The following is a 25,700-nucleotide window of genomic DNA, read 5'->3' on the forward strand; positions in this document are numbered from 1 at the left end:
AACCATTCCATGACCCAACGCCCGCAGCGTTTCACCGACGCCGAAGCCACGATCGACTGGCTGATCGAGACCGTCGGCACCGATATCCGCGTGGGTGCGCCGCTGGGGCTGGGCAAGCCAGCCACCCTGATGAACGCGCTGTATGCCCGCGCCCGCGCGAATCCGCAGATCAAGCTGAGTTTTCTCACCGCGCTGTCGCTGGATCTGCCGGTTGCGTCCAGTGAACTCGAGCGCCGGATCATGGCCCCGATCGTCGCGCGCGTGTTCGAGGATTACCCCGGCCTCGACTATGTACGCGACCAGAAGGCCGGCGCGCTGCCGGATAACGTCACCGTCTCCGAGTTCTTCTTTCAGCCGGGCGCGATGTTGGGCAACGACGATGCCCAGCGCAATTACCGGTCGGTGAACTACACCCATGCAGCGCGCGACATCATCAACTCCGGAGTCAACGTGCTCATGCAGATGGGCGCGCCGGGACGCCATGCGGACGAGTTCTCGCTGTCCAGCAACACCGACGTCACGCTCGATCTGATCCCGGTGGTCGAGGCCGCGCGGGCGGCGGGCACGCCGCTTTTCGTCGTCGGTCAGTTGAACGCGAAAATGCCGATGATGACGCGCAGCGCCCTGGTGGATGCGTCGCTCGCGGATGCGATCTTCGAAGGCGAAGCCGCGACATTCAAGCCGTTCGGTGCACCGGCCATGCCGGTGGCCCCCGCGGATTACGCCATCGGTCTGCGCGTATCCACTTTGCTGGCCGATGGCGGCACGCTGCAGATCGGGATCGGCTCGCTGTCCGATGCCATCGCCTATTGCGCCGATCTGCGCGAAAACCATAACGACGATTATCGCGCCCTGGTCGCGGCCATGAACCAGCCACGCGACGAACGCGCGCTGGTGGACACCATCGGCGGTCTCGCGCCGTTCGAGCGCGGCCTCTACGGCTGTACCGAGATGCTCGTCGATGCCTATATGCAGATGTATCGCGCCGGCGTGATCAAGCGCGTGGTCTACGACGATATCCCGCTCCAGACACTGCTCGACGCCGGCAGCATCGACGAAACCGTCAGCGCCGATACACTCACGGCGCTACGCCGGCAAGGCGCGGTCCGGCCGGATCTCAACGGCGACGACGTGGCTTATCTGAAGCATTTCGGCGTTTTTCACGAGGACGTCCGCTGGGGTGACAAGCAGCTGGACGCCGGCGACGGCGGCGACCCGATCGCGGCCGATCTCGACGACGAGGCCGCGCGGGCACAGATCGATGCGCGCTGTCTCGGCACGCGCCTCAAGGGCGCGACGCTGGTGCACGGCGGTTTCTTTCTCGGGCCGAACGGCTTCTATCAATCGCTGCACGATCTGACCGACGACGAACGCGAACTGTTTCACATGACCAGCGTCGGCCAGATCAATCATCTCTACGGCGGCGAAGCGCTCCGGCGCGTACAGCGCCGCGAGGCACGCTTCGTGAATACCGCGATCAAGGCCACGCTGTCCGGGGCGATCGCCTCGGACGGTCTGGAGAGCGGGCAGGTGCTGTCGGGCGTGGGCGGTCAATACAATTTCGTGGCCCAGGCGCAGGAACTCGTCGATGGGCGTTCGATCATTTGCGTGCGCGCGGTGCGCAACTCGTCCGACGGGCCGGAATCCAATATCGTGGCCCACTACGCCCACACCACCATTCCGCGCCATCTGCGCGATATCGTGATCACCGAATACGGCGTGGCCGATCTGCGCGGCAAGACCGACGAGCAGATCGCCACGGCGATGATCGAAATCGCCGACGCGCGTTTCCAGGACGATCTGCGCAGCGCGGCGGTGGCCGCCGGCAAGCTGCGTCAGGATTATCAGATTCCCGTGCAGGCCCGAAACAACACGCCGGAAAACATCGCGGCGCTGTTTGCCGAACAGCAGCAGGCCGGTCGTTTTGCCGCTTATCCCTACGGCAGCGATTTCACCGAGATTGAACGTGAGCTCATCGGCGCGCTCAAGAAACTGCAGGGCGGCTCGCCGACTGCCATTTTCGGCCGTCTGGCCCGGCATGCCTCGATACTCGCCAGTCTGCCGTCGTCGGCCCAGCCCTATCTGGAACGCATGGATCTGGCCCGGCCGCGCAGCTGGCGCGAATCCCTGTATGCCCGGCTGGTGACGCTTGCGCTGATCAACGACGGCGTCATCGACAGCGGCGACGAGGACAGCGAAGACACCGATCTCGGCGCGTAAGCGAGCGCCCGTTAGCCAAGCCTTTTGTCACGCCTGCGGGGTTTGCATTCGCGCGCGGGCTGAATCGCGTCAACGCACCTCGAACCGAAGCGCGCCGATGAGCTGGCCGTCGTCGGTGACCACCGCTACGCGCCAGTCACCGGTCGGGTCTTTACCCAGCGACATCTTGTGACTCCAGGCGCGGTAGCCGGCTTCGCGGTCGCCGCCGACGATCTCGAGCGGGATCCGGTCCACGACCTTGCCGTCGTGCGACCACACGTGCAGCACCTGCTGATGCAGGCCACGCGGCGCCTTGATCGCCGAGAATGCATACAGGCCATCGGCGCCGAGCGCGGCACGTGCGAACTCGTCGTGATCGCTGCCGGGTTTGCGATTCGCCACGTCCATCTGTGTGGTGATGGCGAGGTCGGTCGCGCGCAGGGTGGCCGGCGGGATCCAGTAGCGCCCGAACCAGCTCAGCGCGCCCATCGCGATCGACAGCCCCGCCAGCAAGAACCAGCGCGACCAGTGCCGGGCCTGCACGGCGTCGTTGAAGCTGGGCAGGGCGCATACACCGAGGGCAATCGAGGCCAGCGCCACGCTCTGGCCGGTGGTCAGCGACAGCATGATCGGCCCGGCGGCGAGAATCGCCACAAACAGGGTGAAGCCGTGATAGCCGAGAAACAGCCAGCGGCGTTCCGCGATGCCGTGCAGGTAGATCGGGTCGACGGTCGACGCGGCCGCTGCCACGATCAGCATACCTGTGAACAGCGCCTGGCCGCTCAGCCAGGTCGTGGTCGCCAGAAAGAATGGCAGCACGAAAAACAGCGTTTCCTGATGCAGGCTCTGGGCCGCGAAACGCACCGCCATCTGGGGCACGCGTTCGCCGAACCAGCGTGCCAGCAGACGGCACAGCAGGCCCTCGAACAACAGCGCGATCCAGCCCAGCAGCATCAGCCCGGTGACCCATTGCGCCAGCTGCGCCTGGCGTTCGACCAGAAAGAAGCTGGCGGCACCCATCGCAAACGATACAAACGGCACGGCGCGCCGGTAGCGATAGGCGAGCCGGAAAATACGGCTGCCCGTGGCGCGCTGGGTCAGGCGGTCGACTGCGCTCGAGTCGGGCTGCTTGCTGGAAACGTCGGTGGCCACGCGGCTTGTTTTCTCCGGCTTGATCAGGGACGGCAGGGGTGAGGCTTGAGCGGTATCGGCCGCAGCGCCGGCGGATATTAGCAGCGTCGCGGCTGTACGGTGGCTGACCGGCGGCCGATGCTTGCAAGCGCGCCGCAAGGCCGCACTGTAGGAACAGGCGGCGACCGGCCGGCAAACAGCGGGTGTTAAGATTGCGGGCAGCGAACGTTATGCAGAACAGCACGGCGATACGGCATGAGTGATTTCAAAGGCATACCCGTTGTCACGGGCAGCAAGATCGACAAGCCCAACGGCACCCGCGCGATCAAGAACGGCATGAAGGCGAGCAAGAAAGCCGCCGCGGTGCCGATCGGGCGCAAGCCGGACTGGCTGCGCGCGCGCCTGCCCAGCGGCGGCAAGTACGCCGAGGTCAAGCAGAATGTGCGCGAGCACAAGCTGGCCACGGTTTGCGAGGAATCCATGTGCCCGAACATCGGCGAGTGCTGGAGCCACGGCACCGCCACGATCATGATCATGGGCGATGTCTGCACCCGCGCCTGCAAGTTCTGCGCCGTGGATACCGGCAATCCGCGTGGCTGGCTGGACGCCGACGAGCCCGAGCACTGTGCCGAATCGGTCGAGATCATGGACCTGAACTACATCGTGCTCACCTCGGTGGATCGCGACGATCTGCCCGACGGCGGTGCCCAGCACTACGCCGATTGCGTGCAGGCGATCAAGGCCCGCAACCCGAAAACCCGCGTGGAAGCCTTGGCGCCGGATTTCCGCGGCGTGCCGGAACATGTGGAAAAAGTGGTCGACTCCGGCCTCGAGGTTTTCGCCCAGAACGTGGAAACCGTCAAGCGCCTGACCCACGTGGTCCGCGATGCCCGTGCCGGCTATGAGCAGACGCTGGACGTGCTCGCCCATGCCAAGAAACATCGGCCGGACGTGCTTACCAAGACCAGTGTGATGCTGGGTCTGGGCGAAACCGAGGACGAGATCGCCGAGACGCTGGACGATCTGGCCGCCATCGGCGTCGATATCGTCACTTTCGGCCAGTATCTGCGGCCCACGGTCAATCACCTGCCGATCGAGCGCTATGTACCGCCGGAAGACTTCAAGAAGTATCGCCAGTGGGGTCTGGCCCGCGGCTTCCTGGAAGTGGTTTCCGGTCCGCTGGTACGCAGTTCCTACCGCGCCGATCGTGTGTTCGACCAGAACAACGCCGGGCTGGAACAGACCGCCTGACCGCACCTGCGGTGATGTCGGGTTCGCTCAGATCGCGTGCTCCACAGGCCGGGCTGTTGTGATAATGTTCATTTGTACATTATTCGCAGGGTGTCGCCATGCGCCGCTTGAGCATTGAGTTGCCGGAATCGCTGCATCAGCAAATCAAGGCCCAGGCCTCGATCGAAGGCCTGAGCATGCGCGCCTACGTGCTGCAGCGATTGGGCGTGTCGAGCGACCGCCAGACCCAAGCGCCGCCCGTCATCGCAGACTACGCTCGGGGTTCCATGCGCGAGCTCATCCATAGTCGGGAATGGCGTGGTACCCGCACGCCTGCCGAAATCGATGCCCAGATCGCCGAGGAACGGGCCAGCTGGTCGGGTACTGATTCCACCGGCTGATGGTCTTCTGGGATGCCTGCGCCATCATCTATTTCGTGGAAGGCGCAACGCCTTGGCTCGACCGTCTGATTCCGTTGCTGGATAGCCTGGATCGACAACATCGGGGTCACGCCGTAAGCGAACTCAGCCTGCTGGAATGTCGCGTGAAGCCGCTGCGAGAGCAGGATGTGGCCACGCTGGCGCGCTACGAACGGTTCTTCTCGCGACGCGATCTCATCCACGTGCCGATGTCGCGGGAGGTCGTACTCGAAGCCGCCCGGATTCGTGCCGTTCACGGCCTGAAAACGCCGGATGCCCTGCAGGCCGCGAGTGCGTCGAGCCTGCCGGGTCATAATGTATTCCTGACCAACGACAATGTCTTTCGACGCGTGCCGGGGCTTGAGCTGCAGTTGATCAGCTGAGTATTACGCCGCTGCGTCTCGACAAGACGCAGCGGCGCATCAATCACAACCGCGACTGAATCAACCCAGCCTGGGTTGCCCGTTGGAGGCACTCAGCCCGCCGTCGACCGGCAGGTTGACGCCGTTGACGAAGCGGGCGTCGTCGCTGGCCAGAAAGGCGATCACGTCGGCGACTTCCTCGGGCTCCGCGGCGCGGCCCATGGGCATGCGCTCGGCGAACTTGGCCATCAACTCGTCGTTGTCGAACATGCCGGCGGTGAGTTCGCTGCGGGTCAGGCTTGGACACACTGCATTCACGCGCACGCCGTCGCCGCCGTGATCCAGCGCCAGCGCGCGGGTGAGGTTGCTGATCGCGCCCTTGCTGGTGTTATAGATGCTCATGCCCCAATCGCCGCCGAGGCCGGACACCGATGAAGTGTTGACGATGTTGCCTTTCGATTCGAGCAGATGCGGCAGGGCCGCGCGGCAACAATAGAACACGCCATCCACGTTGGTGGACATGACCTTGCGCCAGTCGTCGTCGCTGGCTTCGGCGAGCTTGCCCTGAACCGCGGTGCCGGCGTTGTTGACCAGCACGTCAAGGCGGCCGAATGTGTCGATGACCTCGTCGAAAAGGCTCTTGACCTGATCGGCGTCGGCGACATCGGTCGGCCGTATGAGCACTTTCTGGCCCTGACAAGGCAGGGTGGCAGCAAGCTTTTCCAGTTTGTCCGCGGTCCGGCCGACCAGCACTACGTTCGCGCCTTCGTCAGCGAAGCGCCAGGCGGTGGCGGCACCGATGCCAGACCCGGCGCCGGTGATCACGATTACTTTGTCCTGAAATCTCTGCATGCCGAATTTCCTGCGTTGCGCTTGTGTTGTGGGCCGCAAGCGGCGCTGGGTAGAGCGCCTGCGGCTATCGAAGCTGGCCACTGAATATGCCGTCGACTCCTGCGTAATCAAGCGGCATACGCATCGATCCGACCTGCCGCGGCGTATGATCGATCCATGTGCCATGCGTCGTTCAATCGCAGTTATGCCAAGCAGGCGGCGATGACGCCGCGCCTGCGAACGATGGCCGCCTGATGCGCCGATTTACCACGCTTTATACGCGCCTGGATGCGACCACTGCGATCAACGACAAGGTCGCCGCCATGCGCGATTATTTCGTCAGCGCGCCCGCGGCGGATGCGGCCTGGGCGGTATCGTTTCTGTGCGGGCGCCGTATCAAGCGCCTGATTCCGGGCACGCGGCTGCGCGAATGGGTGGCCGAACTGATCGACATGCCGATGTGGCTGGTCGAGGAAAGCTATTCGGCGGTCGGCGACTCGGCCGAGACCATGACCCTGCTGCTCGACGAAATCGAGACCGGCGAGGCCGGGCTGGACGTGGCGCTGCATCAATGGGTGGAAGACCGCATCCTGCCGCTCAGAAAACTCGACGAGGCGTCGCAGAAAGCCCGACTCTACGACTACTGGCGTGAACTGCCCACCGATGCGCGCTTCACCCTCAACAAGCTGCTTACCGGCGCTTTCCGGGTCGGGGTGTCGCGCCGGCTGGTGACGCGGGCGCTGGCCGAGGTCGCCGATATCGAGCCGGCCCGCGTGGCGCACCGCCTGATGGGCCGCTGGCAACCCACGCCCGAGTTCTTCGAGCGACTGATCGACCCGCAGGATCGCGGCGAGGACGCGGCCCAGCCGTATCCGTTCTTTCTGGCATCGCCGATCGAGAACGCGCCGATCGACGCAATCGAGGATCTCGGCGACCGGTCCGGCTGGCACGCCGAATGGAAATGGGACGGCATCCGCGCCCAGCTCATCCGCCGCCAGGGCGACAGTGGCAGCGAATGTCATATCTGGTCGCGCGGCGAGGATCTGATGGAAGGGCGTTTCCCCGAAATCGAGGCCGCCGCGGCTGCGCTGCCCGACGGCTGCGTGCTCGACGGCGAGATACTCGCCTGGGCCGAAGGCGATCCGCTGCCGCTGCCCTTTGCCCGCCTGCAGCGGCGCATCGGCCGGCTCAAGCCGTCGGCCGCGATGCAGAAAAAGCATCCGGTCAGGTTTTTCGCCTACGACCTGATGGAATACCGGGGCCGCGATATCCGCGAGGAGCCGATCGAGACCCGCCGTGCACACCTGCGCGAAGTGCTGGAAGCGGTCGACGCGCGCATTACGATGTCGGAATTGCTCGACCCCGACTCCTGGCACGCGCTGGCCGGCCTGCGCACACAGTCGCGCGAATACGCCACTGAAGGCTTTGTATTGAAGCGCGCCGGCTCGCCGTATCGCACCGGACGGGTTCGGGGCGACTGGTGGAAATGGAAGATCGATCCGTACTCGGTCGATGCCGTGCTGCTCTATGCCCAGCCCGGCTCGGGGCGGCGCTCGAACCTGCTCACCGACTATACGTTTGCGGTCTGGGACGGCGACGCGCTGGTGCCGTTCGCCAAGGCATATTCCGGGCTCACCGACGAGGAAATCGGCCAGGTCGACCACTGGATACGGCGCAACACGAAAGAGCGGTTCGGCCCGGTGCGCTCGGTGACCCCGCATCATGTCTTCGAGCTGCATTTCGAAGGCATCCAGGCCTCCAAGCGCCATAAATCCGGCATCGCCGTACGCTTTCCCAGAATCGCTCGCTGGCGTCAGGACAAACCATTGGGCGAGGCCGATACGCTGGAGAACGTCAAGAACCTGCTGCCGCCCAACGAGCGCGAGGCGTTGAAGTAACGCCGCTACGCCGCGTCTGTCTTGACGGCCACCTCGTCATCGATCTGTTTGCCCACGGCAATTTCGGCGCGTCTTAGCTCGTAGCTCGCCTGCAGATTCAGCCAGAATTGCGGTGTGGTATCGAAATAACGCGCCAGGCGCAGCGCCGTATCGGCGGTAACGCCGCGACGCTCGCGCACGATGTCGTTGATGCGCGGGGCAGGCACCTTCAAGGCCTTGGACAGTGCATTGGCGCTCATGCCCAACTCAGTCAGGAAGTCCTCGCGCAGGATTTCGCCGGGATGTATCGGGCGCATTCCGTTCTTGAACATGTCACACCTCCATCAGTGGTAGTCCACAATCTGTACGTCCTCGGCGTGTTCGCCAGCCCAGACGAAACACAGCCGGAACTGATTGTTGATCCGAATGCTGTGCTGCCCGGCGCGATCGCCGCTGAGTAATTCCAGCCGGTTGCCCGGCGGCGAAGACAGGTCGCGCAGTTCCAGCGCGCTATCCAGTTGTACAAGCTTGCGCGTGGCGATTTTCGCGATGCCCGAAAACCGTCGACACTTGCCACGCTCAAATAGGGTTTGGGTATCCTTGCAGCGGAAGCTCCGGATCATGCGAGTCAGAATATAACGCATAACGTTAAACGACAAACTGCTCGTGCGTGATGTCTTAAAAGCCGGGCGAGGTCTCACGGGCCGGCAAACCGACTGCCCATGCGTTATTGGCCATCGGCACGGTGTTTTGCGCGCGATTACTGGACAACCGTCGAGCACGCCCCGCACAGCCGGTCCAGCCGGACAGCGCAGCTTTAGTGAACACAAGGTATTTCAGGACACCATGAACCAACAGTCCCATAACCAACTTGTATCGTTCGTCTGGCGCATCGCCGACGACTGCCTGCGGGATGTCTATGTCCGCGGCAAGTATCGCGATGTAATCCTGCCGATGGTCGTCCTTAGGCGTCTGGACACGCTGCTGGAACCGACGAAAGACGCCGTTCTGGAAGAGGTGCTCTACCAGAAGCAAGAGATGCACGCTATCGAACTCGATGACGAGCCGCTTCGGGAAGCGTCGGGCTATGTGTTTTTCAATACCAGCCAGTGGACGCTCAAAAAGCTTCAGCGCACTGCCACGAACAGCCAGCAGATTCTACTGGCCAACATCGAGGACTACCTCGACGGCTTCAGCAGCAACGTCAAGGAGATCATCACCCGCTTCAAGCTCCTCGAACAGATGCGCCACATGGCAGACAAGCAGGTCCTGCTCGACGTCATCGAGAAGTTTGTCTCGCCCTATATCAACCTCACCCCGCACGATATCGAAGATCCGGAAGGCAACACCTTGCCGGGCCTGTCCAACCTGGGTATGGGCTATGTATTCGAAGAGCTTATCCGCAAGTTCAACGAAGAGAACAACGAAGAGGCCGGGGAGCACTTCACCCCGCGTGAAGTCATCCATCTCATGACGCACCTCATGTTCGACCCGATCAAGGGTCAACTGCCCCCGGTCATGACGATCTACGACCCCGCCTGCGGCAGCGGCGGCATGCTCACCGAGTCGCAGAACTACATCAAGGATACCGGCGGCGTAATCCAGGCACGCGGCGACGTCTATCTCTATGGCAAGGAAATCAACGACGAGACCTACGCCATCTGCAAATCAGACATGATGATCAAGGGCAACAACCCCGAGAACATTCGCGTCGGTTCTACCCTGTCCACCGACGAATTTTCGGCTACGCGTTTCGACTTCATGCTCTCCAACCCGCCCTACGGCAAGAGCTGGAGCAGCGAGGTCAAATACATCAAGGACGGCAAGGACGTCATCGACCCGCGCTTTCAGGTCGATCTCGCCGACTACTGGGGCCAGAAGGCAACCATGGATGCCACGCCGCGTTCCTCGGACGGCCAGCTTCTGTTCCTCATGGAAATGGTCAACAAGATGAAGCCCGTGGGCACCAGCCCGCTCGGCTCTCGCATCGCCTCAATCCATAACGGCTCCAGCCTGTTTACCGGCGATGCGGGCAGCGGCGAGTCCAATATCCGTCGTTTCATTATCGAGAACGACATGCTGGACACCATCATCCAGCTGCCCAACAACCTGTTCTACAACACCGGTATCACCACCTACATCTGGCTGCTGACCAACGCCAAACCCGCAGCGCGCAAGGGTCGGGTACAACTGATCGACGCCAACCTGCTGTACCGCAAGCTGCGCAAGAACCTGGGCGACAAGAACTGCGAGTTCTCTGCAAACGACATCCAGCAGATCACCGATGCCTATCTGGCCTTCGCCCGCATCGAGCGCGAGATTGATGCCAACAACGACCCGGTTGGCATCGCCGTGCAGCTGTTCGACAACGAAGACTTCGGCTATCACAAAATCACCATCGAACGACCCGACCGGCGCCGCGCCGGTTTCAGCGCCCAGCGCATCGCGGGCTTGCGGTTCGATAAATCCCTGCGCGAGCCCATGGAATGGCTCTGGGCCGAACACGGCGAGCACGTTTACCAACCCGGCTTCCTGAAGGAACAGGCCAAGGCGATCACTGCCTGGTGCGAGGAGCAGGGTATTACCTTGAAAGCCAAGCAGCGCGGCAAGCTGGTCGATACCAAGTACTGGGCCAAGCTGCGCGATCTGCTGAACACCGCCAACGCGCTCATGGACGAGATTGGCACCGAGGAAACCACCGACTTCAACGCCTTCCGTAACCGCGTGGCAAAAGCGATCAAGGCCCACCAGATCAAGCTGGCAGCCACCGAGAAAAACGCCATTCTCAACGCCGTCAGCTGGTATGACGAGACAGCCGAGAAAGTCATCGCCAAGCGGCACAAGCTATCGCGCACAGAACTCGACGATTTGATTGCCCATCTGGGCTGCACCACCGACGATCTCGCGGATTTCGGTTGGTACCCCCAGCCCGACGGCAGCTATCTCACCTACGAGACCGCGACCGACCTGCGCGATTCAGAAAGCATCCCGCTGAAAGACAGCATCCACCGCTATTTCCGGGCCGAGGTAAAGCCGCATGTAGAGGAAGCCTGGATCAACCTTGACAGTGTCAAGATCGGCTACGAAATCAGCTTCAATAAATATTTCTATCGACACAAGCCACTGCGCAGCCTCGAAGAAGTGACACAGGACATTCTCAAGCTGGAGAAAAAAGCCGACGGGCTGATTGCGGATATTTTGGGCGTCGATGTGGCGAGGAAGTTGGAGTCGGTGGAATGAATGTTGCGGCGAACATTGAGGGCTGGTCCCATCAAAAGATCTGGACCAGTTTTGACATTGTCAACGGCGCGACGCCGGCTTCGGGAACTCTCCATTTCTGGGACGGAGACATTTCTTGGGTCGGACCTGCAGACCTTGGCAAGTTGAAATCTCGCGAGGTCTTTTTTGGCGAAAGAAACCTGACGCTTTCTGGGTACAAGAGCTGCGGAACTTCGCTCGTCCCGAGCGGAACCATCATCCTTTCGTCGCGTGCGCCCATAGGGCACGTCGCTGTTGCAGGAAAAGAGCTTTGCTTCAACCAAGGGTGCAAGGGCCTGCGCCTCAAGCCCCAAATGGAGCAGAGCTTTTCCTATTGGCTAGTCTTGTCGTTGAAAGTACGCCTTGAGGCTGCGGGCCAGGGGACAACATTCGTAGAGCTTTCTCGCAACAAGCTAAAGGATATTGATTTCCTACTGCCTCCATTGCCCGAGCAACGCGCCATCGCGGCGTTTCTGGATGGGAAATGCGCGACGATTGATGAGGCGGTGCGGATCAAGCAGGAGCAGATCACGCTTTTGCAAGAGCGCAGGCAGATCCTGATCCAGCAGGCCGTTACCCGCGGCCTCAACCCCGACGCCCCCTTGAAGGACAGCGGCATCGACTGGATCGGCCAGATCCCCGCGCATTGGGAGGTTCGGAAGGTCAAGCAAATCTTTCGGCTTGTCGCTGACGCTTCGGAGAAAAACAACTGTCACGAGCTGCTATCGATCTACACGGACATCGGCGTCCGCCCAAGAAAAGATCTCGAAGAGCGCGGTAATAAAGCTTCTACGACCGATGGTTATTGGCTTGTCAAAAAAGGGGATTTTATCGTCAACAAACTTTTGGCTTGGATGGGGGCGATTGGACTATCGGAATATGAGGGAGTGACAAGCCCGGCATATGACATTCTCCGCCGGCACGTGCCGGTGAGCGGCCAGTTCTATCATCGACTTTTTCGGTCTAAGTCATTTTCGTTAGAAATAAAACGTTTTTCGCGAGGCATCATGGAAATGCGCCTTCGAATTTATTTCGACAAACTAGGCGTGATGGAAGTGCCATATCCACCGGTAAATGAGCAGAACAAAATCGTTGCTTACCTAGAAAAACATGAGCAAACAATAGATACGGCAATTTCGCTAAAACGAGACCAAATCGCCACAATCAAGGAATACAAAACAAGCCTGATCAATGCGGCGGTCACGGGCAAGATCAAGGTTGTTTAAGGGGGAGAGGATGGTCAGCAATGCCAAGGAAATCGCGCTGGAACAGGCCGTCGAACGGTATCTGGCCGGCGCCACCTCGGAAGAACTGGCCGCCGGCGTTGTGGCGGCCGACCCTTACCGTATCGGCGGCACCGCCGACTTCGACGCCACCCTCGCGCTCGATACGCGTTTGTTCTGGGAATTCCTGGAAGGCACTCAAGCCAAAGCGCTGGACAAGCTCAAGACCCGCAACCCACCCGACTGGCAGGCCAAGATCCTTGGCCAGTTCGACAAGCTGGTGAAGCGAAAAGGCGTGCTGCATGTGCTGAAGAAGGGACTACCAGTCGACGACGCGCATTTCACCTTGATGTATCCGGCCCCGCTGGCCAGTTCTGCGCAAACCGTGCACGACAACTTTGCCGCCAACATTTGGAGTGTTACCCGACAGGTGCATCACAGCCTGGCGAATCCGAATGAATCGGTGGATATGGTGCTGTTCTTGAACGGCCTGCCCATCGTCACGCTGGAACTGAAGAACGCCTGGACGCACCAGACTGCGCGCTACCACGGGCAAAAACAGCTTCGCGAGCGGGATGCCAGCCAGCCGCTGCTCCAGTTCGGGCGCACGCTGGTGCATATGACAGCCGATACCGATGATGTCTGGATGGCGACCAGGCTCGCGGGTGCGGCGACGTACTTCCTGCCGTTCAACAAGGGCCACAACGAGGGCGCAGGCAACCCGCCGAATCCGAACGGCCACAAGACGGCTTATCTCTGGGAAGACGTCTTTCAGCCGGCAAGCCTGGCCGGAATCATCCAGCATTTTGTGTTGTTGGAGGGCGGCAAGACCGACCCGTTGGCCAGGAAAACCCTGATCTTTCCTCGCTATCAACAGCTCGATGTGGTGCGCAAGTTGCTGGCCCACACGGCGGCATACGGCGTGGGCCACAGCTATCTGATCCAGCATTCGGCGGGTTCCGGCAAGTCCAACAGCATTACCTGGGCGGCCTACCAGCTGATCGAAAGTTACCCGGACCGGCTGGGCCTGCCGGGTGCGCGTGCCTTGGATGCGCCGCTGTTCAACAGCGTGATTGTGGTGACCGACCGCCGCCTGCTGGACAAGCAATTACGCGACAACATCAAGGATTTTTCCGAGGTGAAGAACATCGTGGCACCCGCGATGCGCTCGGCGGATCTGAAAGCCGCGCTGGAAAACGGCAAGAAGATCATCATCACCACGATCCAGAAGTTCCCCTTCATCATCGACGGCATCGCGGATATGAGCGACAAGCGCTTTGCCGTGATCATCGACGAGGCGCACAGCGGGCAGAGCGGCCTGGCCCACGACACGATGAACAAGGCCATGGGCATTGTCGAAGACCCGGACGAAGACGACCCGCAGGACAAGATTCTGGCAGCGATGCAGGCACGCAAGATGCGCGGCAATGCGTCCTATTTTGCTTTCACCGCTACGCCCAAGAACACCACGCTGGAGAAGTTCGGCACCCAACAAGCCGATGGGCAGTTCAAGCCATTTCATCTCTACAGCATGAAACAGGCGATCGAGGAGGGGTTCATCCTCGACGTGCTGGCCAACTACACGACCTACAAGAGTTATTACGAAATCCAGAAGTCCATCGAGGACAACCCGCGCTTCGATACGGCCAAGGCACAGAAAAAACTGCGTGCCTACGTCGAGCGCAGCCAGCAGACGATCAACACCAAGGCCGAGGTCATGGTGGAACACTTCATTGGCAGCGTGGTGAATACGAAAAAGCTGCACGGCAAGGCGAAGGGCATGGTCGTCACGCAGAACATCGAGGCGGCCATTCGGTACTACCAGGCGGCACAGGCCGAACTGGCACGCCGCGGCAACCCGTTCAGAGTGTTGATTGCGTTCTCCGGCGAGAAGCAGGTCGACGGGATCAACTACACCGAGGCCGAGTTGAACGGCTTTGCCGAGGACAAGACGCGGTTCTATTTCGACGGCTACGACGACAAGGGCAAGCCGATGACGCTGAATGGCCAGAACGTCGAGAACGCGTTCCGGCTTCTGATCGTTGCCAACAAATACCTGACCGGTTTCGACCAGCCGAAACTCTGCGCCATGTATGTCGACAAGAAGTTGCAATCGGTACTGGCCGTGCAGGCGCTGTCGCGCTTGAACCGGTCGGCGCCGAAGCTGGGCAAACGTACGGAAGACATTTTCGTACTCGACTTCTTCAACTCGACCGAAGACATCAAGAACGCCTTTGACCCTTTCTTTACGGTTACCACGTTATCGGAAGCCACCGATGTCAACATGCTGCATGAGCTGCAGGCGACGCTCGACGAGGCAGGCGTCTATGAGTGGGGCGAGGTCGAACAATTCTGCGTGCGATTCTTTGACGGCGAAGACGCACAAACGCTGAGCCCGCTGATCGATACGGCAGCCGCGCGGTTCAACGACGAACTGGGGCTTGAGGACAAGGACAAGATCGACTTCAAGATCAAGGCCAAACAGTTCGTGAAAGTGTACGGCCAGATGGCATCCATCATGCCGTTCGAGGTGCTTGCCTGGGAGAAGCTGTTCTGGTTCCTGAAGTTTCTCGTTCCCAAATTGAAGATCCAAGACCCGAACCAGGATGATCTCGATGAGCTTCTGGAGGCCGTCGATCTGGCCTCATACGGCCTGGAGCGCACGAAACTGCACCACGCAATCGGGCTGGATTCCGAAGAATCGGAGTTCTACCCTCAAAACCCGAACCCGCGGGGTTACCGGGACGAGGTTCGGGAAGAGTCGCTCGAGGAAATCATTTACAGCTTTAACGCACGCTGGTTCCAGGGCTGGAGCGCCACGCCCGAAGAGCAGCGCGTGAAGTTCCTGAATATTGTCGACAGCGTCAAGGCGCATCCCGATTTCGAGGAAAAATTCAGGGCGAATCCCGACCCGTACGCTCGAGATCTTGCGTTCGAGAAGATCATGAAAGACGTGATGCTGCGCAGAAGAAAAGAAGAACTTGAGCTTTATAAACTGCACGCTCAAGACGACGCCTTCAGAGCCGCCCTCTACCACAGCGTGCAAGAAGTGCTGTCGCCGGGCGTGAATAGGCGCGCCCCCTTTTCTGAGTGACGGGAAAAATACGGCGGACAACTGCGAAGGAGCGTGTTTCAGACTCACCCCGTTGTGTCTGCAGTTATGGAATCTGGCGGCGAAGCCAATAATCGGTCCGCGCGAAGCTTAGATCGGCGCAGTAATCCGTCGGCGAGGGCTATGATGGCCTCGGCCTTATAAAGCGGCCCGGCGAGTTGCCGAACAGAACGGTGGCCCCCAGAAGCGAACAGCCTTGGTGAACCCACCGAGGCATAGACGCCGACCGGGCACGCCCAATCCACTTGCGTCGAGTCTGAGTCGTTTTTTTCAGCGCTACAACTCGTCCGTAGGTGCACTCGGCGTTAGTAACGCATTACGTTCGAGACGATTTCTTCCTCATCTGCGTCGATCTGCGTTTATCTGCGGATAATGACCTGAAGAACCATGGCGTATATTGAGCCGCTCATTGTTATTGTCTTGGCCTCGCAATCCCCCACATACACATCATGAACAATCAGTCACAGAATCCACAGACCGCCGATACGCGTGCCGAGCCCACGCGTATCGGCTGGGCGGACATGACTTGGCGTGATTATCTGCGTATCGGGGCCGGCGTGTTCTTCTTTCTGCTAGGTATTGCCGGGCTGGTCTTGCCGATCCTCCAGGGCGTGCTGTTCCTGATCATCTCGGCTTTTCTGTTGGCACCGTATTCGCTGTGGGTGCAGAAACAGCTCGCGCGGTTCGAGACGAAGTTCCCCTGGCTGTCCGAGAAGGCGCGATCGATCGCCACGCGCTGGAGTCCCAAGAAAAAGGCCGAATGACCGACGTCGATGCGCGCTTCGAAGCCTGGTTTGCGGCCCGCGACTGGGAGATCTTCGATTTCCAGCGCGAGACCTGGGCTGCGTACGCCAACGGTGAATCGGGGCTGATCCATGCGCCCACCGGCACCGGCAAGACGCTGGCGGCCTGGTTTGCCGCACTCGGCGCCTGGCTGAAGAACTCCGATGACGATAACGCCACGCCGCCGCTGACCCTGTTGTGGATCACGCCGCTGCGCGCGCTGGCGGCGGATACCACCGCGCATCTGCAATCGAGCGCGGCCGAACTCGGCCTCAGCTGGACGGTCGAGCGGCGCACCGGCGACACCAAGAGCCATATCAAGGCCCGGCAGCGCAAGAAGCTGCCGAGCGCGCTGGTGACCACGCCGGAAAGCCTGTGTCTGCTGTTGTCCTATGCGGAGCATGACACGCTGTTCGGCCATCTCGACGGCGTAGTCGTCGACGAATGGCACGAGCTGCTGTCGACCAAGCGCGGCGTGCAGTTGGAACTGGCGCTGGCGCGGCTGCGGGCGCTACGCCCCGAGCTCAAGACCTGGGGGCTGTCGGCAACGCTCGCCAATCTCGACGAGGCGGGCGCGGCGTTGACCGGCGGCGGGGCGATGAGATGCATCCGCGGTGCAATGCCGGCCACCACCCATATCGATGCCTTGATTCCTGCCACCATCGACCGTTTTCCTTGGGCCGGGCATCTGGGCACCCAGTTGGTCGCGCCGGTAATCACCGCGCTCGAGAGCGCCGCGACGACCCTATTGTTCACCAACACGCGCTCGCAGGCCGAGCTATGGCACCAGGCGCTGCTGCGGGCCAGACCCGACTGGCTCGACAAGATCGCCCTGCATCACGGCTCGCTCGATCGTGGCCTGCGCGAACGCGTCGAAGCGATGATCGCCGACGGCACGTTGCGTTGCGTGGTCGCGACCAGCAGCCTCGATCTGGGGGTGGATTTCTCGCCGGTGGACCAGGTCATCCAGATCGGCAGCCCCAAGGGCGTTGCGCGCCTGTTGCAGCGGGCCGGGCGCTCGGGGCACCGCCCCGGCGTGGCCAGCCGGATTCTGTGCGTGCCCACCCATGCGTTCGAACTGGTCGAGATCGCGGCCGCCCGGCGCAAGGCGCAGCGCGGCGAGGTCGAGGCGCGCACGCCCCTGAGCGGCGCGCTCGACGTGCTCTCCCAGCATATCGTCACGCGCGCACTCGGCTGCACTTCGGCCGGCGGTGTCGCGGTGGAGCAGCTGCTGGCCGAAGTGCGTTCGGCGCATGCGTATCGCGATCTGAGCGACGCGCAATGGCAATGGACGCTGGATTTCGTCACCCGTGGCGGCAGCGCGCTCGCGGCCTATCCGGAGTTCCAGCGGGTGGTACTGGACAATGGGCGGCTATCGGTCACCGACAAGCGCATCGCGCGCCGTCATCGCATGACCATGGGCACGATCACCTCCGATGCCGCGATGAGCGTGAAATTCCTCAAGGGCGGGCGCTTGGGCACGGTCGAGGAGCGTTTCATCGCCCAGCTCAGGCCCGGCGATGTGTTCCTGTTCTCCGGGCGACTGCTGGAGCTGGTGCGGGTACGCGATCTGACCGCCTACGTGCGCGCCGCCACGCGCAAGAACCGGCAGGTGCCGCGCTGGGCCGGTGGCCGCATGGCGATTTCCGGCACGCTTGCGGATGCCATTCGCGAGCTGCTGGAAGCCGCCCGCGACGGCGACTATCGTGGATCTCGTGGTGAACCGGAGCTGGCCGCGATCCGGGATCTGCTCGAGGTTCAGCGGCGCTGGTCGGCGTTGCCGGCGGCCGACGAGCTGCTGGTCGAGCACGTCACCAGCCGCGAAGGCCGGCACTGGTTCTTCTATCCGTTCGCCGGACGACTGGCCCACGAGGGCTTGTCGGCGCTGGTGGCCTGGCGGCTGGCGCGCATGCACGCCGCGTCGTTCCGGTTCTCGGTCAACGACTATGGCTTCGAGCTGGTCACCCGCAACAAGGTCGAGTTTTCCGGCGACGAACTGCGCGCGGCGTTTTCGCCGGTGGCGCTGATGGAAGACCTGCTGGCCTGTCTGAACGCCGCGGAGCTGTCCAAGCGCGCGTTTCGCGATATCGCGCGTATCGCCGGTCTGGTATTTTCCGGCTACCCCGGCAGCCAGAAGAGTGCGCGCCAGGTGCAGGCGTCGAGCGGGCTGGTGTTCGATGTGCTCACCCGCTACGACGCCGACAATCTACTGCTCGGCCAGGCACGACGCGAGGTGCTCGAACGCGAACTCGAGTTCAACCGTGTGCGCGCAGCGCTCGAACGCATCAGCGCACAATCGCTGTGCGTCACGAATCCGCCGCGGCTCACGCCGCTGGGTTTTCCGCTCTGGGTGGAACGCGTGGCCAGCCAGGTCAGCAATGAATCCTGGCGCGATCGGGTCGAGCGCATGACCGTGCAACTGGAGAAAGCCGCGGACAAGAACACCGGGAAGTCTGTCCGCAAATGAACGCCAACGCCGCGTACTACTGAGGCAAGCCAAAGAGAAGATTATCCGCGGACTACGCAGATTTCGCAGAGGACGAGACAGAGTGACTGGAAATGACGGCCTGGCCGACGGCGGTTATCGCAAGTGTGATGCTCGTAATTGATTTTCTTTTTTTTAATCTGCGTTATCTGCGCGATCTGCGGATAAAAGTTCTTCCTCTGGTCGCTGCACACTGAGAAACGATGACTCTAACCGCCGAGCAATTCATGCAGACAAGTCAGGCCGAGTTGACGCTGGCCGGCGAGCGGCTGTTGCTGCGCGCCGATCACAGCGTCTATTGGCCGGCGCGGTCGACGCTGCTCGTGGCCGATACCCATTTCGGCAAGAGCGGCGTGTTCCGGCGCCAGGGCATGGGCCTGCCGAGCGGCACGACCGATGCCGATCTGGCGCGGCTGGGTGCGGCGCTCGATGCCACCGGCGCCAGGCGTCTGATCATTCTCGGGGATTTCGTGCATGCACCGCCGACGCCGGACGAACCCTGGCTGGCGCGTTTCGCCGAGTGGCAGGCCCGCTTTGCCGGTGTGCAGATGATTGTCACCCGCGGCAATCACGACCGCACGGATCGGCTGCCGGCCGATTTCGATATCCGCTGGCACGCCGGCAGCCTGTTCGAGACGCCGTTCGTGCTTCAGCACGAGCCGGGCGCGGATGCGCGTGGGCCGGTGCTGGCCGGACATCTGCATCCGGTGGTGCGGCTGGGCGCGGGCAGTGAACGACTGCGCGCGCCGGTATTCTGGCGCAACGCCGACGCGCTGGTGTTGCCGGCCTTCTGCAGCTTCGCCGGCGGTGGCAGGATCGCGCCCGTGCCGGGTGATCGCCTGTTCGTGGTGGGCGAAGGGCAGGTGGTCGAGGCCGATCTCGGCGTCGATGAGGCGCGCGCCCGATGATCGGCGCTCATGTCTAGCGCGGCCGCCACACGCGGTGGCGTGCGTCTGGACGAGGGCTCGATACCGCGGCATCTGATCGCGCTGTCGCTGCCCATGGTCTGGGGCATTCTGGCCATGATCGCCTACAACGTCGCGGACACCTTCTTCGTGGCGCGCCTGGGCACGGCACCGCTGGCCGCGCTGTCGTTCACGTTCCCTGTGGTGATGACCGTGTTTTCGCTCGCGCTGGGGCTGGGGATCGGCACCGCGTCGGTGATCTCGCGCACCGTCGGCCGTGGCGACCGGGAAGAGGTGCGGCGGCTGACCACCGACAGCCTGTGGTTGTCGACGGCCATCGTGCTGGTGTTCATGGTCGCGGGGCTGGCAACCATCGAACCGCTGTTCTCGCTGCTCGGCGCCGACAACGAGACCCTGCCGCTGATCGTCGACTACATGCAGATCTGGTATCTGGGCGCGCCGTTCGTGATCGTGCCCATGATCGCCAACAACGCCATGCGCGCCTGTGGCAACGCGCGCTTGCCCAGCTACATCATGATCGGCAGCGCGGGCCTGAATTTCATACTCGATCCGATCTTCATCTTCGGTCTCGGGCCGATTCCGGCGCTCGGTATCCAGGGCGCGGCGATCGCCTCGCTGATTGCCCGTTTTGCCGGCCTGGTGCTCGCGCTGGCAGCGCTGCATTTCCAGATGCAGCTGATTGTCTGGGCGCTTCCCACGCTGCGCCAGCTGCTCGACTCCGGGCGGCGGGTGGCGGTGATCGCGCTACCGGCGGCGGCTACCAATATGGTCAATCCGATCGCGGTGGCTGTGGTTACCGCGGTGGTCGCCTGGTACGGCCCGGCGGCGGTCGCGGGCTTTGGCGTGGCCACCCGTATCGAGGCGATTTCGGTGGTGCCGCTGCTCGCGCTGACTGCTGGTCTCGCTCCTTTCATCGGCCAGAACTGGGGCGCGTCCGACGCTGAGCGCGTACGGGCTGCGATGCGCATCGGCGCATTTTTCTGTCTGGTCTGGGGTCTGGGGGTTGCGCTCCTGCTGTTCGTGCTCGCGCCCCATATCGTGGCGCTGTTCAACGCCCAGCCGGCGACCGCTTCGGCCGCGGTGACCTATCTGCGCATTGTGCCGCCGACGTTTGCGGCGTACGGCGTGCTGATCTGCGTGAACGCGGCGTTCAACGCCGTGGGCCGGCCGATGATCGCGACCCTGATCATGCTCGGCCGTACCTTCGGCCTGTTCGTGCCGCTGGCCGCGCTCGGCGGCTGGCTGTTCGGGCTGTGGGCGGTGTTCGCGGCCGCCGCGCTGGCCAATCTGGTGCTCGGCATCACCGCCTATGTGATCGCCCAGCGGCGATTGACCGAGGTCTGAAGCGCCTTCCTCGCCAGGCTTGGAGCACACGGGTAGAATCGCGCAATGCTTATTGCAATCATCATTGGCGCCATCGCTGGCGCCTCGTTCTTTGGCTTGCCCGGCGCCATCCTCGGCGGCGTGCTCGGTTTCTGGGGCGCGCAGCTCATCGCCATGACGCTGCTCAAGGGCGCGCTCGGTGGTATTCGGGCCCAGTTCCTGAATTCGACCTTCGCGGTCATGGGTGCGATCTGCAAGGCCGACGGCCAGGTCACCGAAGACGAGATCCGGGTCGCCGAGGAGTTGTTCAGCAAGCTGCGTCTGGGCGAGGACCAGAAAGCACAGGCGCGGGCGTCGTTCAATCGCGGCAAGGCCGCCGATTTCGATCTGGACGCCGAGGTCGCGCGCTTCGTCAAGGTCGCCCGCGGCCAGCGCGCCCTGCATCAGATGTTCCTGCAGGTGCAGATTGCCGCGGTCGCCGCCGATGGCAAGATGGACGAAAACGAGCACGCCATGCTCATGCGCGTGGCGCGTGGGCTGGGGCTGTCGGATATGGAAATCCGTCAGCTCGAAGCCATGCTTGGCGCGCGCGGCGCCGGCGGGCCCACCAGCGGCGACGGCATGGGCTCGCGTGCCGGCATCGACCCCGAGACCCAGCTCAAGCAGGCCTATGACGTGCTCGGCCTGGAATCGTCGGCGAGCGACGCCGAGGTCAAGAAAGCCTATCGGCGCCAGATGAGCCAGAACCATCCGGACAAGTTGGCCGCCAAGGGTCTGCCCGAGAGCATGCGCGAGATGGCCGAGGAAAAGACCCGAGAGATCGGCGCCGCCTACGAGCGCATCTGTACCGCGCGCGGCATCAGCTGATCGGCATCGCGCCCGCGCAGGCCGGCTGTGTCGACAGATGATCGATGAACCACTGCAGCGCGCGCCCGCGCCCACCGCTTCGCCATAGCAGATAGGCGCGGCTGGGCTCGCGTACGGTCGCCAACGGCGGCGTCACCAGCCGGCCGGCGGTGATCGCATCGTCCACCCAGGCGACCGGGCAATAGCCCACACCCAGGCCCTGTTCCAGCGCCGCCACCTTGCTGTACATGTTCGCCACGGTCAGCCGGGGCTGGCCGTCTAGCAGGCCGGCGCTGCTGCTGCGTGGTGAGAAACGGTGGGCGCTGTCGGCCACCACAATGGCCCGATGCGCGCGCCGATCGTCTTCGGTGAGCGGCCGCCCCAGTCGGGCGAGTGGATGCTGCGGCGCGCAGCAGAACAGGAACGCCACCTCGACGTAGGCGGCGCGATGGATGCCGGCCATCACCGGCGGGTCGGCGACGCCGATGGCCAGATCCACGCGCTCGTCCACCAGCGCCTCCCATGTGCCGGCCAGCACTTCCTCGGAAAGACGCACGTTGATGGCCGGGTGGGCGCGCGAAAATGCGTCGATGCTGGGCCAGATCTGATGCGGCGCGATCAGGCCGTCGATCGCCAGCCGCAGTTCCGGCTCCCAGTTATCGGCCAGCCGCCGCGCGGCGGCGCCCAGTTCCCGGGTCGCCACGAGAATTCGCCGGCCCTCGTCGAGCAACAGGCGCCCGGCCGGCGTGAGCACGGCGCGGTGGCCGCTGCGATCGAACACGGCGACCCCGAGCTCGCTTTCAAGCTGGCTGATCGTATACGAGATCGCCGAGGGCACGCGGTAGAGCGCAGCGGCCGCGCCGGCGAAGCTGCCGTGGCGCTCGATCGCGTCCAGGGCTTGCAGTGCTTCAAGACGAATGGGGTCGGTCATGGCCGGTATCCTGCGGGACGCTTGTTCGAATATTTTGAACGAGTATGCCAAAACACTTCGCTTTTCACGGTCTCGAGGACTGCGTAATTTGATGACATCGATACAACAACGGGTTTGACGTCATGATTCAGCTTCGACCCGCCGATGAACGCGGCGCCATCGATGCCGGCTGGCTCGAGGGCCGATACAGCTTTTCCTTCGGCGATTATCACGATCCCGCGCATATGGGCGTGTCCGATCTGCGCGTGATCAACGACGACTATGTCGCCGCCGGTCAGGGTTTCCCCACCCACGGCCACCGGGACATGGAGATCATTACCGTCGTGCTCGAAGGCGAAATGGCGCACAAGGACTCGATGGGCAACGGCTCGACGATTCGCCCCGGCGATATCCAGGTGATGAGCGCCGGCCGTGGCGTGACCCACAGTGAGTACAACGCCTCGGCCAGCGAGCGTTCGCACTCGTTGCAGATCTGGCTGTTCCCGAATGCGCGTGCCATCGAACCGCAATACGGACAGAAGCATTTCAGCCCGGACATGCTCGCCAATCGCCTGCAGCCGGTGGTATCCGGGGACGGGCGCGATCAATCGCTGACCATCAGCCAGGATGCGACGCTCTACCGCTGTCGCCTGGATGCCGGTGCGCAGGTGGTGCATCACGTCGATGCGCCGCGTTGTCTGTGGCTGCAGGTGATCGCCGGTCGTGTCGAGGTCGGCGACGTCGAACTCGGCGCGGGCGACGGAGCGCGTATCGATGATGTGGATACGCTGACGATCAAGGGCGTGGCCGAGGCTGATTTGCTGCTGTTCGACCTGCGCGCCGCATAGTCTCAATACTGTTCACATGACCCGATGCAATCGCGCATCCGGTCTTCCAAGGAGATAACGCATGAAAAAGATCCTCGTCCTCTATTACTCCATGTACGGCCATATCGAAACGCTCGCGCAGTCGGTGACCGAAGGCGCGAAAAGCGTCGACGGCGTCGAGGTCACGCTCAAGCGCGTGGCCGAGACCATGCCCGAAGAGGCCTTCAAGGCCGCCGGCGGCAAGACCGATCAGAGCGCGCCCGTTGCCACGCCGACCGAGCTCGCCGATTACGACGCGATCGTGTTCGGTACGCCCACGCGCTTCGGCAACATGTGCGGCCAGATGCGCACGTTTCTCGATCAGACCGGCGGTCTGTGGGCCAATGGCAAGCTGGTCAACAAGTTCGCCAGCGTGTTCACCTCGACCGGCACCGGCGGTGGCAACGAGACCACCATCACGTCGTTCTGGAATACGCTGGCGCATCACGGCATGATCATTGTGCCGGTGGATTACGCCGGTGCGCAGGAACTGTTCGATATCTCCGAAGTTCGGGGCGGTTCGCCGTACGGCGCATCGACCCTTGCCGGCGGAGACGGTTCGCGCCAACCTACGGACAAGGAACTCGCGATCGCACGTTATCAGGGTGAAAAGGTCGCCCGGCTGGCGACCCGTCTGAGCGACTGATCGTTTTCACGGCTTAGGCCCGCTGCCAAGGTTTGCAAGGATTCTCATGAGCAAGAACGCCCGCACCGACTATCCGGTCATGAATACGCTCGCCGTTCGCTGGAGCCCCTACGCCTTCAGCGTCAACCCGGTGTCGCCCATCGATCTGAAATGCCTGTTCGAGGCGGCGCGGTGGGCGCCGTCCTCCTATAACGAACAGCCCTGGCGTTATCTGGTCGGCATCAAGGGCCAGGGTCATGCGCATGCGCGGATCCTGGCCTGTCTGGCCGAGCCCAATCAGGCCTGGGCGCGCAATGCGCCGGTGCTGGCGGTCGGCGTGGTGATGCGCCAGCTGGCCGCAAACGGCAAGGCGAACAAGGCCGCGGAGCATGATCTCGGACTGGCCTCGGCGAATCTGGTCATGGAAGCCACGGTGCGTGGATTGCACGTGCATCAGATGATCGGGCTGGATCCGGAGGCGCTGCGTACGGCGTTCGCGATTCCGCCGGAGGCCGACGCATTGACCGCCCTGGCGATCGGCCATGTCGATGCCTCGCAGAACGCGGACCCGGCGCTGCGCGAGCGCGATGCCAAACCGCGCGCTCGCCGTCCGATCGGCGAATTCGTATTCGGCGACCAGTTCGGGCAGACGGCCGATCTTTGAGCCCGATTGAGCAGGCGTGGGGCCAGCCCAGCTGAACCCGGCCTGCAGCCCCGTTCACGGGAGACGGCCCGGAACCACGCGGTGAGGTGAACGCCCGGTCGCCCTGGAAGAAATGTCAGGCGCCCGGCGTGCGTAGCACTAGTCGGGATCGTTGTTATTCACGATATCGATGCTGCGCGGTTTGGCGGCGGCGCCCCCACGCACATGGATCTCGAGCAGGCCGTTGCGCACGGTAGCGCTGATGTCGTCCTCCTGGACGCCGTCGGGCAGGATCATGGCGCGCCGGAACTCGCCGTAGACACGCTCGCGCGTGTAGTAGAGGACGTCTTCGTCGATCTCGCTATGACGAAACCCCGATATCGTCAGCACGTTGCTGGTCACGGTCAGGGAGACGTCCTCGCGTCTTACCCCGGCCAACTCGCAGCGCACGACCAGATCGTCGTCGAGGGCAAAGATGTCGGCGGCCGGTACATAGGCGGCCGCGTGGCTGCGTCCGCCCTGGCCGGTGCCGGTCTTGCCGCGCGTCATCCATTGTTCCTGGGCGCGGTTCATCTCGCTCATGACATCGAGAAATCCGCGGAACGGATTGTTGCCCGATTTCTGACTCTTGGGTGAGTTGGCCATGGAACC

22 protein-coding genes are annotated in these 25,700 nt (G+C 62.6%); 16 read left to right on the forward strand and 6 right to left on the reverse strand.

What is annotated here, in order from left to right:
* Positions 1-9: 9 nt before the first annotated feature.
* Positions 10-2,220 (forward strand): acetyl-CoA hydrolase/transferase C-terminal domain-containing protein, encoded by a 2,211-nt coding sequence (locus tag ACFOSU_RS09350; protein WP_380688751.1) that lies wholly within the window; start codon positions 10-12, stop codon positions 2,218-2,220.
* Positions 2,221-2,289: 69 nt separating this feature from the next.
* Here the strand turns inward: ACFOSU_RS09350 and ACFOSU_RS09355 are convergent, their stop codons facing one another.
* Positions 2,290-3,351: a DUF5924 family protein gene (locus tag ACFOSU_RS09355; RefSeq protein WP_380688753.1), complete on the reverse strand. Its 1,062-nt coding sequence runs from the start codon at positions 3,349-3,351 to the stop codon at positions 2,290-2,292.
* Positions 3,352-3,585: 234 nt separating this feature from the next.
* On the opposite strand from ACFOSU_RS09355, the gene lipA reads away from it, so the two are divergent.
* The 3 genes from lipA (at position 3,586) to ACFOSU_RS09370 (ending at position 5,362) form a co-directional block, all read left to right on the forward strand.
* Positions 3,586-4,581 (forward strand): lipoyl synthase, encoded by a 996-nt coding sequence (gene lipA / locus ACFOSU_RS09360; RefSeq protein ID WP_380688755.1) that lies wholly within the window; start codon positions 3,586-3,588, stop codon positions 4,579-4,581.
* Positions 4,582-4,679: 98 nt separating this feature from the next.
* Complete coding sequence (locus tag ACFOSU_RS09365; RefSeq protein ID WP_380688757.1) at positions 4,680-4,961, forward strand: hypothetical protein; 282 nt, start codon at positions 4,680-4,682, stop codon at positions 4,959-4,961.
* Entirely contained in the window at positions 4,961-5,362 is a 402-nt protein-coding gene (locus tag ACFOSU_RS09370; protein WP_380688759.1) for a type II toxin-antitoxin system VapC family toxin, read from the forward strand. The genes ACFOSU_RS09365 and ACFOSU_RS09370 overlap by 1 nt, the downstream gene beginning before the upstream one ends.
* Before the next feature lie 60 nt (positions 5,363-5,422).
* Here the strand turns inward: ACFOSU_RS09370 and ACFOSU_RS09375 are convergent, their stop codons facing one another.
* Positions 5,423-6,193, reverse strand: a complete 771-nt coding sequence (locus ACFOSU_RS09375) for an SDR family NAD(P)-dependent oxidoreductase (protein WP_380688761.1) — start codon at positions 6,191-6,193, stop codon at positions 5,423-5,425.
* Positions 6,194-6,426: 233 nt separating this feature from the next.
* Here ACFOSU_RS09375 and ACFOSU_RS09380 point away from each other — a divergent pair, with 233 nt between their 5' ends.
* The gene (locus tag ACFOSU_RS09380) at positions 6,427-8,070 is read left to right on the forward strand and encodes an ATP-dependent DNA ligase (protein ID WP_380688763.1); all 1,644 of its coding nucleotides are present in this window, start codon (positions 6,427-6,429) and stop codon (positions 8,068-8,070) included.
* Positions 8,071-8,075: 5 nt separating this feature from the next.
* Here the strand turns inward: ACFOSU_RS09380 and ACFOSU_RS09385 are convergent, their stop codons facing one another.
* Positions 8,076-8,381, reverse strand: a complete 306-nt coding sequence (locus tag ACFOSU_RS09385; protein ID WP_380688765.1) for a HigA family addiction module antitoxin — start codon at positions 8,379-8,381, stop codon at positions 8,076-8,078.
* Between the two features lie 12 nt (positions 8,382-8,393).
* Positions 8,394-8,672 carry a type II toxin-antitoxin system RelE/ParE family toxin gene (locus ACFOSU_RS09390; protein ID WP_380688767.1) on the reverse strand — a complete coding sequence of 93 codons (279 nt, stop codon included), beginning with the start codon at positions 8,670-8,672 and terminating at the stop codon, positions 8,394-8,396.
* 223 nt (positions 8,673-8,895) lie between these two features.
* Between ACFOSU_RS09390 and ACFOSU_RS09395 the strand changes: the two genes are divergently transcribed.
* The 8 genes from ACFOSU_RS09395 (at position 8,896) to djlA (ending at position 22,026) form a co-directional block, all read left to right on the forward strand.
* Complete coding sequence (locus tag ACFOSU_RS09395) at positions 8,896-11,289, forward strand: type I restriction-modification system subunit M (RefSeq protein ID WP_380688768.1); 2,394 nt, start codon at positions 8,896-8,898, stop codon at positions 11,287-11,289.
* On the forward strand, positions 11,286-12,533 hold the full coding sequence (locus ACFOSU_RS09400; protein ID WP_380688770.1) for a restriction endonuclease subunit S: 1,248 nt from the start codon (positions 11,286-11,288) through the stop codon (positions 12,531-12,533). The genes ACFOSU_RS09395 and ACFOSU_RS09400 overlap by 4 nt, the downstream gene beginning before the upstream one ends.
* A 10-nt stretch (positions 12,534-12,543) precedes the next feature.
* Positions 12,544-15,624 (forward strand): type I restriction endonuclease subunit R, encoded by a 3,081-nt coding sequence (locus ACFOSU_RS09405; protein WP_380688772.1) that lies wholly within the window; start codon positions 12,544-12,546, stop codon positions 15,622-15,624.
* 467 nt (positions 15,625-16,091) lie between these two features.
* Positions 16,092-16,406, forward strand: a complete 315-nt coding sequence (locus tag ACFOSU_RS09410) for a hypothetical protein (RefSeq protein ID WP_380688774.1) — start codon at positions 16,092-16,094, stop codon at positions 16,404-16,406.
* Complete coding sequence (locus ACFOSU_RS09415; protein ID WP_380688776.1) at positions 16,403-18,892, forward strand: ligase-associated DNA damage response DEXH box helicase; 2,490 nt, start codon at positions 16,403-16,405, stop codon at positions 18,890-18,892. The genes ACFOSU_RS09410 and ACFOSU_RS09415 overlap by 4 nt, the downstream gene beginning before the upstream one ends.
* 221 nt (positions 18,893-19,113) lie before the next feature.
* Positions 19,114-19,818 carry a ligase-associated DNA damage response endonuclease PdeM gene (pdeM, locus tag ACFOSU_RS09420; protein WP_380688778.1) on the forward strand — a complete coding sequence of 235 codons (705 nt, stop codon included), beginning with the start codon at positions 19,114-19,116 and terminating at the stop codon, positions 19,816-19,818.
* Positions 19,819-19,827: 9 nt separating this feature from the next.
* On the forward strand, positions 19,828-21,180 hold the full coding sequence (locus ACFOSU_RS09425; protein WP_380688780.1) for an MATE family efflux transporter: 1,353 nt from the start codon (positions 19,828-19,830) through the stop codon (positions 21,178-21,180).
* Positions 21,181-21,225: 45 nt separating this feature from the next.
* On the forward strand, positions 21,226-22,026 hold the full coding sequence (gene djlA / locus ACFOSU_RS09430) for a co-chaperone DjlA (protein WP_380688782.1): 801 nt from the start codon (positions 21,226-21,228) through the stop codon (positions 22,024-22,026).
* Here the strand turns inward: djlA and ACFOSU_RS09435 are convergent.
* A complete protein-coding gene (locus ACFOSU_RS09435; RefSeq protein ID WP_380688784.1) occupies positions 22,019-22,936 on the reverse strand; it encodes a LysR family transcriptional regulator in 918 nt (305 codons plus the stop codon). The genes djlA and ACFOSU_RS09435 overlap by 8 nt on opposite strands.
* Before the next feature lie 122 nt (positions 22,937-23,058).
* On the opposite strand from ACFOSU_RS09435, the gene ACFOSU_RS09440 reads away from it, so the two are divergent.
* The 3 genes from ACFOSU_RS09440 to ACFOSU_RS09450 all read left to right on the forward strand — a co-directional run bounded on the left by ACFOSU_RS09440 (position 23,059) and on the right by ACFOSU_RS09450 (position 25,070).
* The gene (locus ACFOSU_RS09440) at positions 23,059-23,763 is read left to right on the forward strand and encodes a pirin family protein (protein WP_380688786.1); all 705 of its coding nucleotides are present in this window, start codon (positions 23,059-23,061) and stop codon (positions 23,761-23,763) included.
* A gap of 61 nt (positions 23,764-23,824) precedes the next feature.
* Positions 23,825-24,427 (forward strand): NAD(P)H:quinone oxidoreductase, encoded by a 603-nt coding sequence (gene wrbA / locus ACFOSU_RS09445; protein WP_380688788.1) that lies wholly within the window; start codon positions 23,825-23,827, stop codon positions 24,425-24,427.
* Between the two features lie 46 nt (positions 24,428-24,473).
* A complete protein-coding gene (locus tag ACFOSU_RS09450) occupies positions 24,474-25,070 on the forward strand; it encodes a nitroreductase family protein (protein WP_380688790.1) in 597 nt (198 codons plus the stop codon).
* A 138-nt stretch (positions 25,071-25,208) separates the two neighbouring features.
* On the opposite strand, the gene ACFOSU_RS09455 is transcribed toward ACFOSU_RS09450, so the two are convergent.
* Positions 25,209-25,694: an Hsp20/alpha crystallin family protein gene (locus tag ACFOSU_RS09455; RefSeq protein ID WP_380688792.1), complete on the reverse strand. Its 486-nt coding sequence runs from the start codon at positions 25,692-25,694 to the stop codon at positions 25,209-25,211.
* Positions 25,695-25,700 lie beyond the last annotated feature (6 nt).

The organism is Salinisphaera aquimarina (assembly GCF_042643355.1).
Taxonomy (GTDB): domain Bacteria; phylum Pseudomonadota; class Gammaproteobacteria; order Nevskiales; family Salinisphaeraceae; genus Salinisphaera; species Salinisphaera aquimarina.